Source organism: Streptomyces sp. 35G-GA-8, from assembly GCF_023534745.1.
Lineage (GTDB): Bacteria > Actinomycetota > Actinomycetes > Streptomycetales > Streptomycetaceae > Streptomyces.
The window spans coordinates 290,822-306,796 of record NZ_JAMHJQ010000007.1 but is presented as its reverse complement, the minus strand read 5'-3'; the positions used below and the strand labels follow the sequence as shown (position 1 = coordinate 306,796).

The window sequence follows — 15,975 nt, the reverse complement described above, 5'->3', positions numbered from 1 at the left end:
GGTGAGCTTTCCCGAGATCAGAACGCTGCCCGTGCCCGATGGCCTGGAGGGCGAGCGCGTCGACGCCGCCATCGCCCGTATGTTCGGGTTCTCCCGTACGAAGGCGGCCGAGCTGGCCGCCTCCGGGAAGGTACAGGTCGACGGCTCCGTCGTCGGGAAGTCCGAGCGGGTGAACGGCGGGGCCTGGCTGGAGGTCGAGATGCCGGGGGCCGCCGTCCCCGTGCAGATCGTGGCCGAGCCCGTCGAGGGCATGGAGATCGTGCACGACGACGACGACATCGTGGTGATCGTCAAGCCGGTCGGTGTCGCCGCGCACCCCAGCCCCGGCTGGAGCGGTACGACCGTCATCGGCGGTCTGGCCGCCGCCGGCTACCGCATCTCCACCTCGGGGGCGGCCGAGCGGCAGGGCATCGTGCACCGGCTGGACGTCGGCACCTCCGGGCTGATGGTGGTGGCCAAGTCGGAGCGCGCGTACACCCTGCTCAAGGCGCAGTTCAAGGAGCGGGTCGTCGACAAGCGCTACCACGCGCTGGTGCAGGGCCATCCCGACCCGATGAGCGGCACCATCGACGCCCCCATCGGCCGCCACCCGAACCACGACTACAAGTGGGCGGTCACCGCCGAGGGCAAGCCGTCGGTGACGCACTACGACCTGATCGAGGCGTTCCGGTCGGCCTCGCTGCTCGACATCAAGCTGGAGACGGGCCGTACGCACCAGATCCGGGTGCACATGTCCGCCCACCGCCATCCGTGCGTGGGCGATCTGACCTATGGCGCCGATCCGACGCTGGCCAAGCGGCTGGGGCTGACCCGGCAGTGGCTGCACGCCGTACGGCTCGGCTTCGAGCACCCGTCGGACGGGCGGTGGGTGGAGTACTCCAGCGGCTACCCCGACGATCTCCAGAGCGCGCTGGACAAGGTCAGGGCGGAGAGCAACATATGACCCCGGGCGGCGACGGCTCCGGCTTCCTCGTGCGGATCGCGACCGGACCGGCGGACATCGAGGCGTGCTTCGCGGTCCGCAAGGAGGTCTTCGTCGTCGAGCAGCGGGTCGCCGAGGACATCGAGTACGACGGCCGTGACGAGCGGGCGCTCCACCTGCTCGCCCTCCGCGAGGACGGGACACCGCTGGGCACCGCTCGGCTGCTGTACGGGCCCGAGGCCGCCGACCGCACCGGCGGGGACCCGTCCGTCGGTTCGCTGGGACGGCTGGCGGTCGTCGCGTCGGCCCGGGGGCTCGGTATCGGCGTGGCGCTGGTACGGGCCGTCGAGGAAGCGGCCCGCGAGCGCGGCCTCACGGTGGTGGACCTGCACGCGCAGTCGCACGCGCTGGGCTTCTACGAGCGGCTGGGATACGCGGCGTACGGCCCCGAGTTCCAGGACGCGGGCATCGCCCACCGGTCGATGCGCCGGACGCTCCAGAGGCTGGCCTAGCGGGCGGGGTCGCCTCCGTAGCGTTTTTCAGCCACCCCCTGGGGAGATCCGGACAGCGTGCGTGACAGGGTGGAGCCCCTGATCACCGATGTCTGCCGTCAGGCTTTCGATCACGGGAGGGCCCACCGTGGACCAGTTGGCGCTGCTGCTCGTGCTGTTGCTGGGTGCGGTGGTCACGGTGCCGCTCGGGGAGCGGCTGGGGCTGCCCTCGCCGGTGCTGATGACCCTGGTGGGGATCGTCCTGGCCCTGCTGCCGTTCGTACCGAATGTGCACGTGCCGCCGGAGTTTATCCTTCCGCTTCTCTTGCCGCCGCTGCTGTACGCCGCCGTGCAACGCACCTCCTGGCGGCAGTTCGCGGCGAATGTGCGTCCTATCCTGCTGCTCGCGGTCGCGCTGGTCTTCGTCACGACGGCGGCCGTCGCGGTGGTGGCCAACTCCATCGTGCCCGGACTGCCGATCGCCGCCGCGGTCGCGCTCGGGGCGCTCGTCGCCCCGCCCGACCCGGTGGCCGCGACCGCCGTCGCGGGCTCCCTCGGACTGCCCCGGCGGCTGGTCTCGATCCTGGAGGGCGAGGGGCTGTTCAACGATGTCACCGCGATCGTCCTCTACCACGTGGCGATCGCCGCGGTCGTCAGCGGAACGTTCTCCTGGCCGGGCGCGGCCGGCTCGCTCGTTCTGTCGGCGGTGGTCGCCGTGGCGGTGGGGCTCGTGCTCGGCTGGATCTCCAACAAGCTGATGTCGGTGCTCGGTGACGCGACACTCCAGATCGGGCTCTCGCTGCTGGTGCCGTTCGTCAGCTATGTGCTGGCCGAGGAGCTGCACGGCTCGGGTGTGCTCGCCGTCCTGACCACCGCGCTCTTCCTCGCCACGCACACGGCGGACGCCGACGACGTGATGGGGCGGCTGGCCGGCAACTCCTTCTGGCAGGTCGTCGACACCCTGGTGACCGGGGTCGCCTTCGGGCTGATCGGGCTGGAGCTCCACAACGCCTTCGGCGCGGCCGGCGGCCACGCGTACGAAATGCTGGGCTGGGGCGCGGCGATCATCGGGGTCGTCGTGTTCGTACGGCTGCTGTGGCTGCTGCCCGCGACCTGGCTGGCCAAGCGGATGCACAAACTCCGGGACTACGACGAGGAGATCCCGACCAGCTGGCGCGAGACCGTGATCATGTGGTGGGCCGGGATGCGCGGGGTGGCCTCGGTCGCCCTGGCGCTGGCGATCCCGCTGAAGACCGACAGCGGCGAGCCGTTCCCCGGCCGCGAGGAGATCATCTTCATCGCGTTCGCGGTCATCATGGCGACGCTGGTCTTCCAGGGCCTGACCCTGCCCTGGCTGGTGCGGAAGCTCGGCGTACGGGCGGACGCGGACGCGGAACGCGAGCTGGAGCACTCGCTCGCGATCCGCGCCGCCAAGGCGGCCAAGCGCCGGCTCAGGGAGATCGAGGATGTCGAGGACCTGCCGGAGGAGGTCAGCGAACGGCTCCAGCGGGGCGCCGGTGACATCGGTGTGCGGATCAGCCCCGATCTGATCGATGACGAGCGGCGTGAGTGGTTCACCAAGCGGGTGGAGCGCGTGAAGACCGTCCAGCGCATTCAGCGCGAGATGATGTCGGCGGCCCGTCACGAGGTGCTGTCGGCCCGCAACGAGCCGGGCTCGGACCCCGAGATCGTGGACCGTGTCCTGCGCCATCTGGACGTGCGCAGCATGCGCTGAGCCGGCGCCGCTGAGCCGATACCGCTGAGCCGCCGCCGCTGAGCCGGGGGCGTGGTCTCAGGCGCGGCCCGTGCGGGGACGGTCCGTGTCCTCCGTGTTCTCGGCGTCCTCGTTGTTCCCGGAGGACTCGCGGTCCCGCCGCTCGCCGGTATCACGCTCGTCGCGCTCGGTCCGCTCCGCGGGCAGCGGGCTCCGGCCGCGCGGAAGAAGTCCGTGGGCGAGATCCGTCGAGATCCTGGGCAGCGCGTACGGATGGTTCTCCACCAGCCAGCCGATCATCTCCTCGCGTACCGCGCAGCGCACCGTCCAGATGTCGTCCGCGTCCTTGGCCGTGACCACCGCGCGCACCTCCATCGTGGTCGTCGCGGTGTCGGTGACCGCCAGGTTCCAGGCCCTGCCGTCCCAGGCCGGGCAGGCCAGCAGGATCTCGTGCAGCTTCTCGCGCATCGGCCCCATCGGCGCCGAGTGATCCAGCTGGAAGAAGACGGTGCCGGTCATCTGGACCCCGCCGCGCGACCAGTTCTCGAAGGGCTTGCTGGTGAAGTACGACACCGGCATCGTGATGCGCCGCTCGTCCCAGGTCCGTACGGCGAGGAAGGTGAGCGTGACCTCCTCGACCACGCCCCACTCGCCGTCCACCACCACCGTGTCGCCGATCCGCACCATGTCCCCGAACGCGATCTGGAAGCCCGCGAAGAGATTGCCGAGCGTGGACTGCGCGGCCACACCGGCGACGATGCCGATGATGCCCGCGGAGGCCAGGATCGAGGTGCCGACCGCACGCATGTCGGGGAAGGTGAGCAGGATCGCCGCCACCGCGACCACCACGACGACGGCCGTGACGATCCGCATGATCAGCGTCACCTGTGTACGGACCCGGCGCAGGCGGGCCGCGTCCCGGGTCGAGGCCGCGTACCGGGCGTACGTGGACTCCACCGCCGCCGAGACGACCCCCACCACCAGCCAGGCACCGGCGCCGATGAGCACCAGTGAGAGCGCCCGGCCGATCCCGTCGTGGTGGCTCTCGATGATCCGCCACCGGGTCTCCCGGAAGGTACCGCGCAGCAGCGCCGTGAGCACGACCACCTGGAGCGGCAGCCGGCAGCGCCGCAGCAGCCCCCACAGCGGGGTCTCGGAGTGCCGGGCGTCCGCGCGGCGCAGCACCAGATCGACGACCCAGCCGAGCGCGAGCGTCAGCAGCACCGAGCCGCCGAGCACGAGAAGTGGGCGCAGTACGTTCTCCATGGCTCCCTCGTCGGGTTCCGATACGGGCTGGCAGGATGTCCTGATGGACATCATGCTCTTCCATTCCGTCCACGGTCTGCGCCCTGCCGTGCACGCCGCCGCGGACCGGCTGCGTGCCGCCGGACACCAGGTGCGCGTGCCCGACCTCTTCGAGGGCCAAACCGCGGCCTCTGTGGAGGAGGGCAGGGCCCTGAAGGACAAGATCGGCAAGGACGAACTGCTGCGCCGCGCGGTGCTGGCCGCCGCGCCGTATTCGGATCGCGGTCTGGTGTACGCGGGTTTCTCGCTCGGCGGCTCGATCGCGCAGACGCTGGCGCTCGGCGACACCAAGGCGCGCGGGCTGCTGCTGATGCACGGTACGTCCGACATCGCGGAGAACGCGTCCGTGGACGATCTGCCCGTACAACTGCATGTCGCGGACCCGGACCCGTTCGAGCCGCACGACTGGCTGACCGCCTGGTATCTGAGGATGCGGCAGGCCGGGGCCGATGTGGAGATCTACCGCTACCCGGGGGCAGGGCATCTCTATACCGACCCCGATCTGCCGGACTACGACGAGTCGGCCGCCGAGGAGACCTGGCGGACCGGCCTCGCCTTCATCGACTCGCTCTGAGATTCGCGCGGCGGCGGGCCGGGGAGCGCTGCGGCGCGCGAGCTCCGCGGCCCGCGCGCCGGTCAGCGGACGGGCTGATCGGCCCGTTCCACCCGCTGTGAGCCCGACGCCGTGCGATACGAGCGGGCCCAGGCGGTGGTGGCGGCCGGATCGGTCCGGTCGGAGATCGTGTAGTAATCCATCTGCGTACGCTCGGTCGTGACATCGAGCACGCCATAGCCGTGGTGGTCCATGTCCACCCACTTCACATGGCGGTTGGCGGCCCTGACCGCGGCGGACGCGACCACCGAGAGCGTCCCCGCCGGCACATGCAGCAGGTCGTCCAGGTTGTCGGAGGTGACCGAGGTGACCACGAACTCCGTGGCGGCGGAGCGGGAGAGCGGATACGTGGCCGCCGTGACCGGCACATCGTTGGCCCACGCCATATGGATGTCACCGGTCAGGAAGACCGTGTTCCGGATCCCGCGCCCGGTCAGATGCGCGAGCAGTTCCTTGCGGTCGTCCGTATACCCGTCCCACTGGTCGACATTGATGGCGAGACCTTCCTTGGGCAGGCCAAGCAACTCGGCTATCGGGCCCAGCAGATGGGCGGGCAGCGAGCCGAAGGCGACCGGCGAGATCATCACTGACGTGCCGACCAGCTGCCAGGCGGCGTCCGATCCCGCCAGACCCGCCTTCAGCCAGTCGAGCTGGGCGCGGCCGGTGATCGTACGGTCCGGATCGTCCACCGCGCCGTCGCCGATCGTCGTCTGCTGGGAGCGGAACGACCGCAGATCCAGCAGATGGAGGTCGGCGAGCGCGCCGAAGCGCAGCCTGCGGTAGACGGTGCCCTCGGTGGAGGCGCGGACGGGCATCCACTCGAAGTACGCCTGCCTGGCAGCCGCCGCCCGGTCGGCCCAGGCGCCCTCCGTGCCGGGCGTGTGGTTCTCCGCGCCGCCCGACCAGGCGTCATTGGCGAACTCGTGGTCGTCCCAGATGGCGATCACGGGGTGGGCGGCGTGCAGCGCCCGCAGGTCGGCATCGGATTTGTAGCGGCCGTGCCGCGCGCGGTAGTCGGCGAGGCTGATGATCTCGTGGGTCGGTTCGTGCTGCCGTACGACACCGTCCGTCCCCGGGAAGCCGCCGGTCGCGTACTCGTAGAGGTAGTCGCCGAGATGGAGGACGGCGTCGAGGTCGGGGCGGGTGGCCAGATGCCGGTACGCGGAGAAGTAACCGGCCTCCCAGTTGGCACAGGAGACCACGCCGAAGCGCACACCGGGAGCGGCGGTGTCGGGCGCGGACGTCGTACGCGTACGGCCGACGGGGGAGACGGTGCCGCCCGCGGTGAACCGGAAGTAATGAACGGCCGCCTGGCGCAGACCCCTTACATCGACCTTGACCGTATGGTCCGACGCGGCGCGCGCGGTGGTGGTGCCCCGGGCGACGACGGACGTGAACCGCTCGTCCTCGGCGACCTCCCAGAGCACTTCGGTGTCCGCTCCCCTGCCCGAGCCGGGTACGGCGTCGGGCGCGGGGGTGACGCGGGTCCACAGCAGGACACCGTCGGGGAGCGGATCGCCGGAGGCGACACCGTGGAGGAAGGCGGGCGCCTCGGCGGCGGAGGCGGTGGTGGTGCCGCCGAGAACGACCGGGGCGGCGAGAGCGGCGGCGGTGGCGGTGGCGGCAGCGGCCTTGACGACCGTGCGGCGACGCGGCGAAGGAGCCGGGAGACTGGTCACGGACGATCAGATTACTGACCGGTACGGCGACGGGGCAGGCGAATCGGGAAAATTCGCCTGCCCGTCGAACACCGGCTGCCCGGCGGTCACGGCCCGGAGGGTTCGCGCCTCCGGACCGGGGGCCCGCCCGCCGACCGGGGACTCGCTCCGGACCGGGGGCCCGCCTCCGGGGCCTCAGCCCTTGAGGGCCTTGGTGACCGCCGCGTTGAACTCCGCCACCGTCATGGGCGGGTTCTCGGTGCCCTCGCTGGTGAGCTTCTTGCCGTCCAGCTTCAGCGTCGGGGTGCCGCCCACCCCGCTCTTGTCGAAGACGGCGGACATCTTCATCGCCCAGGCGTCGTACGTACCGTCCGTGACGTCCTTCTGGAACGCCTTGTTGCCCTTGAGCGCGCTCACCGAGTCCGCCACCTGGATCAGATAACTGTCCTTGGCGAACTTGTCGTTGGTCTCCTCGGGGTGGAACTCCGCCGAGTAGAGAGCGGTCTTGTACTGGAGGAACGCCTCGGGGCTCACATTGAGCGCCGCGCCCAGCGCCGACAGGGCGTTCTTCGAGCCGGTGCCGTTGTCGGAGTTGTCGATAAAGGTCGCGCCGACATACTTGATCTTGAACTTGCCGGAGTCGACACCGTTCTGCACGGTCTCGCCGACCGTCTGCTCGAAGGTCGCGCAGACCGGGCAGCGGGAGTCCTCGTACAGCTCCAGCGTGTTCTTGGCGTCGGCCTTGCCGATGACGACGGTCGTACCGTTCGTGCCCTCGGTGTTCTTCGGGGCGACGACGGACGTCTCGTCCTTCATCGCCTCCCAGTGCGAGGGCTTGTTGGCCTGGACGACGGCGAAGCCCACGCCGCCGGCTATCGCGAGGACCACGACGGCCGAGCCGAGGACGACGAGCTGCCGGCGGACCCTGTCCTTCTTCGCCTGCCGCTCGCGCTCCTCGCGCAGTCGCTCGCGGGCTGCCGCCTTGTTGGCCTTGTTGTTACGTGCGCTCATGATGATTCACTCCGTGTGATGACATGACTACTGCTGGGGGACGGGCGCGGGGCTCAGACAGTGCTGAGCGCGAGGCGCGGTGGCCCCCGCCGTCCTACGGAGTGCACGAGAAGGCGGGTACGGGACGGCCGCGGGCGGTCCGCCGGGCGCGGCCCGCGCCGTACGGTCCGGCGGACCGTGCCCGCCGCCGCGACAGCGATCAGCAGCGGGCGGAAGGCGCGGGCGCCCGCGGCCCGGACCAGCCGGGACAGCGCGGACTCGCCGTGCCGCAGCCAGAACGCGGCGAGCAGCCCGATCGAGACATGGGCGGCCAGCAGCAGCCAGGGCAGAGCCGGGTCGGGAGAGTTCAGCAGCGTGGCCGCGGCGCCCTCGGGGGAGACCACACCGGGCAGCGGCGTACCGAAGACGCCCCCGCACAGGACATCGAAGCCGACCGAGCGCAGCGACCCCGCCACGGGACCGCCGGCCGGGCCGTAACAGGCGTGCTGACCGCTGGTGAAGACGGTGTCCGCGGCCAGTTCGAGCGGGACGAGCAGGGCCGCGATGCGCCAGAAGCCCCGCTCGCGGCCCGCCGCCGCGTAGGCGACCAGGAACACCACGACGCTGAGCACGGCGACGACGGTCAGGGGCAGCGGGGCCCGGGACAGCAGCACATGCGAGCCCGCGGACAGTGTCACGACCAGTGCCGTGAACAGTGCTGCCCGCGCCGCCCTGAGCCGCGTCCCCGATATGTCCATCGTCGCCGAGTGTGCCATGCGTCCCTGTAAGCGGTCCTTAAGGATCCGTCCGGGCGGCCCGGGCTCAGCCCAGCCTGCCGTTGCGGAACAGGTCGACGAAGATCTGGTGGTCGGCCCTGGCCCGGGCTCCGTATGTGTGCGCGAAGTCCACCAGCAGCGCGCCGAAGCTCTCCTCGTCGGCCGCGATCGCCGCGTCGATGGAGCGCTCCGTGGAGAACGGCACCAGCGAGTGGCCGCTCTCGTTGTCCGCCGCCGCGTGCATCGTGGCCGTCGCGCGGCCGAGGTCGGCGACGACCGCCGCGATCTCCTCGGGATCGTCCAGATCCGACCAGTCCAGATCCACGGCGTACGGCGAGACCTCCGCCACCAGCTGTCCCGTACCCGCCAGCTCGGTCCAGCCCAGCCACGGGTCGGCGTGGGCCTGGAGCGCCCGCTGTGAGATCACGGTGCGGTGGCCCTCGTGCTGGAAGTACTCCCGTACCGCCCGGTCGGTGATGTGCCGCGAGACCGCCGGGGTCTGCGCCTGCTTCATATAGATCACGACGTCGTTCTCCAGGGCGTCGCTGTTGCCCTCCAGCAGGATGTTGTACGAGGGCAGCCCCGCGGAGCCGATGCCGATGCCGCGCCGTCCGACGACGTCCTTGACGCGGTAGGAGTCGGGGCGGGCCAGGCTGGACTCCGGAAGGGTCTCCAGATAGCCGTCGAAGGCCGCGAGGATCTTGTAGCGGGTGGCGGCGTCCAGCTCGATGGAGCCGCCGCCCGGCGCGAAGCGGCGCTCGTACTCCCTGATCTCGGTCATCGAGTCGAGCAGCCCGAAACGGGTCAGCGAGCGGGCCGAGCGCAGGGCGGCGAGCAGCGGGCCCTGCGCCGTGTCCAGGGTGAACGGCGGGACCTCGTCGTTCTTGGCGCCGGTGGCCAGCGCGTGGATCCGCTCGCGGTAGGCGCCCGCGTAGATCTCCACCAGTTCGGTGATCTGCTCGTCACTGAGTGCCTTGGTGTAGCCGATCAGGGCGAGGGAGGCGGCGAAGCGCTTCAGGTCCCAGGTGAAGGGGCCGACGTACGCCTCGTCGAAGTCATTGACGTTGAAGATCAGCCGCCCGTTGGCGTCCATGTACGTGCCGAAGTTCTCGGCGTGCAGATCGCCGTGGATCCACACCCGGCCCGTGCGTTCGTCGAGGAACGAGCCGGTGGCCCCGTGCTCCCGCTCCTGGTCGTGGTAGAAGAGGCACGCCGTGCCCCGGTAGAAGGCGAACGCGGACGCCGCCATCTTCCGGAACTTCACCCGGAAAGCGGCGGGATCGGCCGCCAGGAGCTCACCGAACGCGGTGTCGAAAACGGCGAGGATCTCCTCGCCGCGCTGCTCATCAGCTGTTTCAACGGGTCGCGGGACGGACATCGCGGGGTGCCTCCTGGTGCATGACAGTGGAGCGAGGGGCGTGGCCGCCCCTCGGTGTGGGCAACGCGTGACGCTACTCGCGAGTGCCCGCCGCTGTCAGTCCCGAGACGTAGACTTCGAGGCTGTCCCCCCAGACTGTCCGCAGCGCTGTGGGACCCGGGGTTCAGCCCTGGAAACAACAGGTTCACTCCTGGAAACCACACCGTGTCGTCCGCTCGCTGGAGGCCCTCGCCGTGACCAAGCCGCCGTTCACGCACCTGCACGTTCACACCCAGTACTCGCTGCTGGACGGTGCCGCGCGGCTGGGGGACATGTTCAACGCCTGCAAAGAGATGGGCATGTCGCATATCGCGATGACGGACCATGGCAATCTGCATGGCGCCTACGACTTCTTCCATCAGGCGAAGAAGGCGGGGGTGACGCCGATCATCGGGATCGAGGCGTATGTGGCGCCGGAGTCGCGGCGCGTCAAACGGAAGATCCAGTGGGGCCAGCCGCATCAGAAGCGGGACGATGTGTCCGGTTCCGGTGGCTATACGCACAAGACGATCTGGGCGGCGAACCAGACCGGTCTGCACAATCTCTTCCGGCTGTCCTCGGACGCGTACGCGGAGGGCTGGCTCCAGAAGTGGCCGCGGATGGACAAGGAGACCATCGCCAAATGGTCGGAGGGGCTGATCGCCTCGACCGGCTGTCCCTCGGGGGAGCTCCAGACCCGGCTGCGCCTGGGCCAGTTCGACGAGGCGCTGAAGGCGGCCTCCGAGTACCAGGACATCTTCGGCAAGGACCGGTATTTCCTGGAGCTGATGGACCACGGCATCGAGATCGAGCGGCGCGTGCGGGACGGGCTGCTCGAGGTCGGCAAGAAGCTGGGGATCCCGCCGCTGGTCACCAATGACTCGCACTACACGTACGCGAACGAGGCCACCGCCCACGACGCGCTGCTCTGCATCCAGACCGGCAAGAACCTCTCGGACCCGGACCGCTTCCGCTTCGACGGCACCGGCTACTACCTCAAGTCCACCGATGAGATGTACGCCGTGGACTCCTCCGACGCCTGGCAGGAAGGGTGCGCCAACACGCGCCTGGTCGCCGAGCAGATCGACACCGAGGGCTGGTTCCAGGAGCGGAATCTGATGCCCAAGTTCGATGTGCCCGAGGGCTTCACCGAGGTCACCTGGTTCCGTGAGGAGACGCTGCGCGGCATGGCCCGCCGCTACCCGAACGGCATCCCGGAGGACCGGCTCAAGCAGGTCGAGTACGAGATGGGCATCATCATCGAGATGGGCTTCCCGGGGTACTTCCTCGTGGTCGCCGACTTCATCATGTGGGCCAAGAACAACGGCATCGCGGTCGGCCCCGGCCGTGGTTCCGCCGCCGGTTCGATCGTCGCGTACGCCATGGGGATCACCGACCTCGACCCGATCGAGCACGGTCTGATCTTCGAACGGTTCCTCAACCCCGAGCGCATCTCCATGCCCGATGTCGACATCGACTTCGACGAGCGTCGGCGCGGTGAGGTGATCCGTTATGTGACGGAGAAGTACGGCCACGACAAGGTCGCCATGATCGGTACGTACGGCAAGATCAAGGCGAAGAACGCGATCAAGGACTCCGCGCGGGTGCTGGGTTACCCGTATGCGATGGGCGACCGGCTCACGAAGGCCATGCCCGCCGATGTCCTCGGCAAGGGCATCGACCTCAACGGCATCACCGACCCCAAGCACCCCCGCTACGGCGAGGCGGGGGAGATCCGGGGGATGTACGAGAACGAGCCGGATGTGAAGAAGGTCATCGACACCGCGAAGGGTGTGGAGGGCCTGGTCCGGCAGATGGGTGTGCACGCGGCCGGCGTGATCATGTCGAGTGAGACGATCACCGATCATGTGCCGGTCTGGGTGCGGCACACCGACGGCGTCACGATCACACAGTGGGACTATCCGAGCTGTGAGTCGCTCGGCCTGCTGAAGATGGACTTCCTCGGCCTGCGGAACCTGACCATCATGGACGACGCCGTCAAGATGGTGAAGGCCAACAAGGGCATCGACCTCGACCTGCTCGCCCTGCCGCTGGACGACCCGAAGACCTACGAACTGCTCTGCCGCGGCGACACGCTCGGTGTCTTCCAGTTCGACGGCGGACCGATGCGTTCGCTGCTGCGGCTGATGAAGCCCGACAACTTCGAGGACATTTCCGCCGTCTCGGCCCTGTACCGGCCGGGCCCGATGGGCATGAACTCGCATACGAACTACGCGCTGCGCAAGAACGGCCAGCAGGAGATCACGCCGATCCACCCGGAGCTGGAGGAGCCTCTCAAGGAGGTCCTCGGCCTGACACACGGTCTGATCGTGTATCAGGAGCAGGTCCAGAAGGCCGCCCAGATCATCGCCGGCTACTCGCTCGGCGAGGCCGACATCCTGCGCCGCGTGATGGGCAAGAAGAAGGCCGACGAACTGGCGAAGAACTTCGTCCTGTTCCAGGCCGGGGCCAAGAAGAACAATTACTCGGACGAGGCGATCCAGGCCCTGTGGGACGTGCTGGTCCCGTTCGCCGGATACGCCTTCAACAAGGCGCACTCCTCCGCGTACGGCCTGGTCACCTACTGGACCGCGTATCTCAAGGCGAACCACCCCGCCGAATACATGGCGGCGCTGCTCACCTCGGTGAAGGACGACAAGGACAAGTCGGCGGTCTATCTCAACGAATGCCGGCGCATGGGCATCAAGGTGCTGCCGCCCAATGTGAATGAGTCGCAGTCGAACTTCGCCGCGCAGGGTGACGATGTGATCCTGTTCGGCCTGACGGCGATCAGGAACGTAGGGCAGAACGTGGTGGATTCGATCATTCGGTGCCGTAAAGCGAAGGGGAAGTATGCGACGTTCCCCGACTTCCTCGACAAGGTCGAGGCCGTCGTCTGCAACAAGCGGACCGTCGAATCGCTGATCAAGGCCGGTGCCTTCGATGAGATGGGCCATACCCGCAAGGGGCTGGTCGCCCATCACGAGCCGATGATCGACAACGTCGTGCAGGTCAAGCGCAAGGAGGCCGAGGGGCAGTTCGATCTCTTCGGCGGCATGGGCGAGGAGGAGACCAGCGAGCCCGGCTTCGGACTCGACGTCGAGTTCTCGGACATCGAGTGGGACAAGTCGTATCTGCTCGCCCAGGAGCGGGAGATGCTCGGGCTGTACGTCTCCGACCACCCGCTCTTCGGTATCGAGCATGTCCTGTCCGACAAGTCCGACGCCGCGATCTCCCAACTGACCGGCGGTGAGCACGCGGACGGCGCGGTGGTCACCATCGGCGGCATCATCTCCGGTCTCCAGCGCAAGATGACCAAGCAGGGCAACGCGTGGGCGATCGCGACGGTCGAGGATCTGGCCGGCTCCATCGAGTGCATGTTCTTCCCCGCGACCTATCAGCTGGTCTCCACCCAACTGGTCGAGGACACGGTCGTCTTCGTCAAGGGCCGGCTCGACAAGCGCGAGGACATCCCCCGCCTCGTCGCCATGGAACTCCAGGTCCCGGACGTGTCGTCGGCGGGCACCGACGCTCCCGTCACCATCACCATCCCGACGGTGAAGCTCACCCCTCCGATGGTCAGCAGGCTCGGTGAGATCCTCAGCCACCACCGGGGCAACTCCGAGGTCAGGATCAAACTCCAGGGCGCCAGGAAGACCACGGTGCTCCGGCTCGACCGGCACCGCGTCCAGCCCGACCCGGCGCTCTTCGGCGATCTGAAGGTCCTGCTCGGCCCGTCCTGCCTGGCCGGGTAGCCGCGCCACGGTGGACGGACGCGTATGAGGGGCACCCCCAGCACAGGGGATGCCCCTCATACGGTTACGGACGGCGGGTGGTGGGGTCAGTTGTGGCCGAATCGCTTCTGCTTGCCCTTGTGGGGTTCATCCGTCGGCGTGATCCTCGACTGCACCTGCTCCGACCGGTCCTCCATCGACGAGGACTTCGACTCTTCGGTGCCACGCTCCGCGTCGGAGCGGGCGTGTTGCGCGTGCTGCGCGTGCTGCTTGTTGCTGCGATCCCGGTTCTTGTTCTTGGCCATGGTGCTGCCTCCTGCCGGGGTTTGGATGCCAGGCCGGGTTCAGCCTCACATAAGCCGCCAATTGGCGCATTTTGGATCATTGCCGTGTGTAGTGGTCCCTTGTCAGCGGCTTGATCGGCTTCCGGGGCATCGATACGCCACGCCGATGATCGAGTTCCGGACGTTAACCCTCTTGCCGTCGGGCAGACTCGAAGGAAACCCGCAGTAACTCCCGATCTCACGATCCCGAGGTTCCCGAAAGAAGGTGGAACACGTGGACCGCTGCGTCGTCCTGGTGGACGCCGGCTATCTGCTGGGCGCCGCCGCGAGTCTCCTCGCCGGAGAACCGGCCCGTTCCCGCATCACCGTCGACCACGCCGCCCTCATCCAGGGCCTTCGAGAACGGGCCGAGGCCGATACGGAACAGCCGCTGCTCCGCATCTACTGGTTCGACGGCGCCCCCGACCGGGTCCCCCAACCCGAGCACCGTCGGCTGCGGGTCATGTCACGCGTCACCGTCCGGCTCGGCGCGCTCACGCGCAGCGACGGGCGCTGGGCGCAGAAGGGGGTGGACGCGGCGATGCACGCGGAGCTGACCGAGCTGGCCAGAAATCGTGCGTGCTCGGATGTGGTGCTGGTGACGGGGGACGGGGATCTGCTACCCGGCCTGATGTCCGCGAAGGAGCATGGCGTCGCGGTCCATCTCTGGGCCGTGCAGGCCGCCGACGGCGACTACAACCAGTCCGAGGATCTGGTCGCCGAGGCCGATGAGCGGCGGGTGCTCGACCGGGCCTGGATCACCAAGGCGGTACGGGCCAAGGACCTGGGCGGCGTCTGCGCGCCACCGCCGGCGCCGCGGCCCGAGATCGCGGCGATTCTTTCGGCGCCGTTGCCCGAATCCGCGCTGGCCGCGTCTGCGGAGCGGGCGGCGGAGGCGGGGGGCGGCGGAGCCGCCGGTGTCTCTGGTGTCGGTGGTGTCGGTGGTGTTTCCGGTGTCGCCGGTGCCGCTGGTGCCGAGCGGAACGGCTCGTCGTCGGCGTCCGCGCCCGGAGGGCCCGGTGCGGAACCCCATCCCGCGGGCACGGGCAGCAAGGGCGTCCCGACGCCCAAGGACCTGGCGGGCCTGCGGGGGCCCGCCGCCTCGGCCCAGGGCCCGTCCGGGCAGCAGTCCGGCCAGCAGTCCGGGCAGCATCCGGCGGGGGCGACGCTGCGGTGGTCCTCCGACAAGGGATGGGTCGAGCGGCCGGGCAGCGGCACGGCGGGCGAGCCGCCGGAGACGGCCTCGCTGCCGACCCTGGCCCAGCTCACCAGCGCGGAGCAGCGCTGGGCGGACCGGGAGGAGGACATCACGACGGTGGGGGGTGACCCGTTCGAGGTGGGGCAGGTGTTCGCGCGCCGGTGGATGGAACGGCTGCCGGACGCGGGGCATGTGCAGAAGCTGTCCGTGATGTATCCGCGGGTTCCGCACCGTATCGATGGGGAGCTGCTGCGGTATGCGGCGCGGTTCGGGCTGCTGGCGCACAAGGACGACCAGATCGATGAGCATGATCGGTATGCGATTCGGGCGGGGTTCTGGCGGGAGATCGATGTGCGGGCGGCGGCGGATACGGCTTCGCCGTAGGTGTCCGGGGTTTGCGGGCGCGGGTGCGTGCGTTGTGGTGCCGGGGGCCGGGGTCTCCGGAGGTACATGTCCGGACGGCATGATTTACGGCGCGGTTCTGGCCTGTCGTTGGTTCGGGCGTCCGCGCGCCACAAATCACGCTTTAGTGNTGCCGGGGGCCGGGGCCTCCGGAGGTACATGTCCGGACGGCATGATTTACGGCGCGGTTCTGGCCTGTCGTTGGTTCGGGCGTCCGCGCGCCACAAATCACGCTTTAGTGTCCGGACACGCACCTCCTCCGACCCCGGCCCCCTCCTGCCCGTGGGCGCACTTGCCCTCGCGGTCGGCTGGGCTGCTTGTGCGGGCGGTGAAGGGGGGCGCGCAGGGGTCGTGTCCGGGACGTAGAGCGTGATTTGTGGCGCGCGAACGCCCGAACCAACGTCTGGGCAGCTGCGCGCCGTACGGGGGTCCGGGGGTGTCCCCCGGGAAAGC

Annotated in this window: 12 protein-coding genes; 6 read left to right on the top strand and 6 right to left on the bottom strand. The window is 69.1% G+C overall.

The window, feature by feature from the left end; all coding sequences use genetic code 11:
* Position 1 precedes the first annotated feature (1 nt).
* The 3 genes from M1203_RS18195 to M1203_RS18185 all read left to right on the top strand — a co-directional run bounded on the left by M1203_RS18195 (position 2) and on the right by M1203_RS18185 (position 3,148).
* Positions 2–943, top strand: coding sequence for an RluA family pseudouridine synthase (locus M1203_RS18195; RefSeq protein WP_249950782.1), 942 nt, complete (start codon positions 2–4; stop codon positions 941–943).
* The gene (locus M1203_RS18190; RefSeq protein ID WP_249950781.1) at positions 940–1,434 is read left to right on the top strand and encodes a GNAT family N-acetyltransferase; all 495 of its coding nucleotides are present in this window, start codon (positions 940–942) and stop codon (positions 1,432–1,434) included. Before M1203_RS18195 ends, M1203_RS18190 begins: the two co-directional genes overlap by 4 nt.
* 127 nt (positions 1,435–1,561) lie before the next feature.
* Positions 1,562–3,148 carry a Na+/H+ antiporter gene (locus M1203_RS18185; RefSeq protein ID WP_249950780.1) on the top strand — a complete coding sequence of 529 codons (1,587 nt, stop codon included), beginning with the start codon at positions 1,562–1,564 and terminating at the stop codon, positions 3,146–3,148.
* A 57-nt stretch (positions 3,149–3,205) separates the two neighbouring features.
* Here M1203_RS18185 and M1203_RS18180 read toward each other — a convergent pair whose 3' ends face one another.
* Positions 3,206–4,393, bottom strand: coding sequence for a mechanosensitive ion channel family protein (locus M1203_RS18180; RefSeq protein ID WP_249950934.1), 1,188 nt, complete (start codon positions 4,391–4,393; stop codon positions 3,206–3,208).
* Between the two features lie 43 nt (positions 4,394–4,436).
* Between M1203_RS18180 and M1203_RS18175 the strand changes: the two genes are divergently transcribed.
* Positions 4,437–5,006: a dienelactone hydrolase family protein gene (locus M1203_RS18175; RefSeq protein ID WP_249950779.1), complete on the top strand. Its 570-nt coding sequence runs from the start codon at positions 4,437–4,439 to the stop codon at positions 5,004–5,006.
* A 62-nt stretch (positions 5,007–5,068) separates the two neighbouring features.
* Here M1203_RS18175 and M1203_RS18170 read toward each other — a convergent pair whose 3' ends face one another.
* The 4 genes from M1203_RS18170 to M1203_RS18155 all read right to left on the bottom strand — a co-directional run bounded on the left by M1203_RS18170 (position 5,069) and on the right by M1203_RS18155 (position 9,847).
* Complete coding sequence (locus M1203_RS18170; protein WP_249950778.1) at positions 5,069–6,724, bottom strand: alkaline phosphatase; 1,656 nt, start codon at positions 6,722–6,724, stop codon at positions 5,069–5,071.
* A gap of 174 nt (positions 6,725–6,898) precedes the next feature.
* The gene (locus M1203_RS18165; protein ID WP_249950777.1) at positions 6,899–7,714 is read right to left on the bottom strand and encodes a DsbA family protein; all 816 of its coding nucleotides are present in this window, start codon (positions 7,712–7,714) and stop codon (positions 6,899–6,901) included.
* Positions 7,715–7,767: 53 nt separating this feature from the next.
* Complete coding sequence (locus M1203_RS18160; RefSeq protein WP_249950776.1) at positions 7,768–8,451, bottom strand: hypothetical protein; 684 nt, start codon at positions 8,449–8,451, stop codon at positions 7,768–7,770.
* 64 nt (positions 8,452–8,515) lie between these two features.
* Complete coding sequence (locus M1203_RS18155) at positions 8,516–9,847, bottom strand: DUF2252 domain-containing protein (RefSeq protein ID WP_249950775.1); 1,332 nt, start codon at positions 9,845–9,847, stop codon at positions 8,516–8,518.
* A gap of 233 nt (positions 9,848–10,080) precedes the next feature.
* On the opposite strand from M1203_RS18155, the gene dnaE reads away from it, so the two are divergent.
* A complete protein-coding gene (dnaE, locus tag M1203_RS18150) occupies positions 10,081–13,620 on the top strand; it encodes a DNA polymerase III subunit alpha (RefSeq protein WP_249950774.1) in 3,540 nt (1,179 codons plus the stop codon).
* A gap of 86 nt (positions 13,621–13,706) precedes the next feature.
* Here dnaE and M1203_RS18145 read toward each other — a convergent pair whose 3' ends face one another.
* The gene (locus tag M1203_RS18145) at positions 13,707–13,904 is read right to left on the bottom strand and encodes a hypothetical protein (protein WP_249950773.1); all 198 of its coding nucleotides are present in this window, start codon (positions 13,902–13,904) and stop codon (positions 13,707–13,709) included.
* Between the two features lie 244 nt (positions 13,905–14,148).
* Here M1203_RS18145 and M1203_RS18140 point away from each other — a divergent pair, with 244 nt between their 5' ends.
* Entirely contained in the window at positions 14,149–15,504 is a 1,356-nt protein-coding gene (locus M1203_RS18140) for an NYN domain-containing protein (RefSeq protein WP_249950772.1), read from the top strand.
* Positions 15,505–15,975 lie beyond the last annotated feature (471 nt).

Excerpts from the sequence above, each read along its gene's own strand:
- M1203_RS18145 (WP_249950773.1), bottom strand. The coding sequence starts at position 13,904 with ATGGCCAAGAACAAGAACCGGGATCGCAGCAACAAGCAGCACGCGCAG.
- M1203_RS18175 (WP_249950779.1), top strand. The coding sequence starts at position 4,437 with ATGGACATCATGCTCTTCCATTCCGTCCACGGTCTGCGCCCTGCCGTG.
- M1203_RS18155 (WP_249950775.1), bottom strand. The coding sequence starts at position 9,847 with ATGTCCGTCCCGCGACCCGTTGAAACAGCTGATGAGCAGCGCGGCGAG.
- M1203_RS18190 (WP_249950781.1), top strand. The coding sequence starts at position 940 with ATGACCCCGGGCGGCGACGGCTCCGGCTTCCTCGTGCGGATCGCGACC.
- M1203_RS18180 (WP_249950934.1), bottom strand. The coding sequence starts at position 4,393 with ATGGAGAACGTACTGCGCCCACTTCTCGTGCTCGGCGGCTCGGTGCTG.
- M1203_RS18160 (WP_249950776.1), bottom strand. The coding sequence starts at position 8,451 with ATGGACATATCGGGGACGCGGCTCAGGGCGGCGCGGGCAGCACTGTTC.
- M1203_RS18165 (WP_249950777.1), bottom strand. The coding sequence starts at position 7,714 with ATGAGCGCACGTAACAACAAGGCCAACAAGGCGGCAGCCCGCGAGCGA.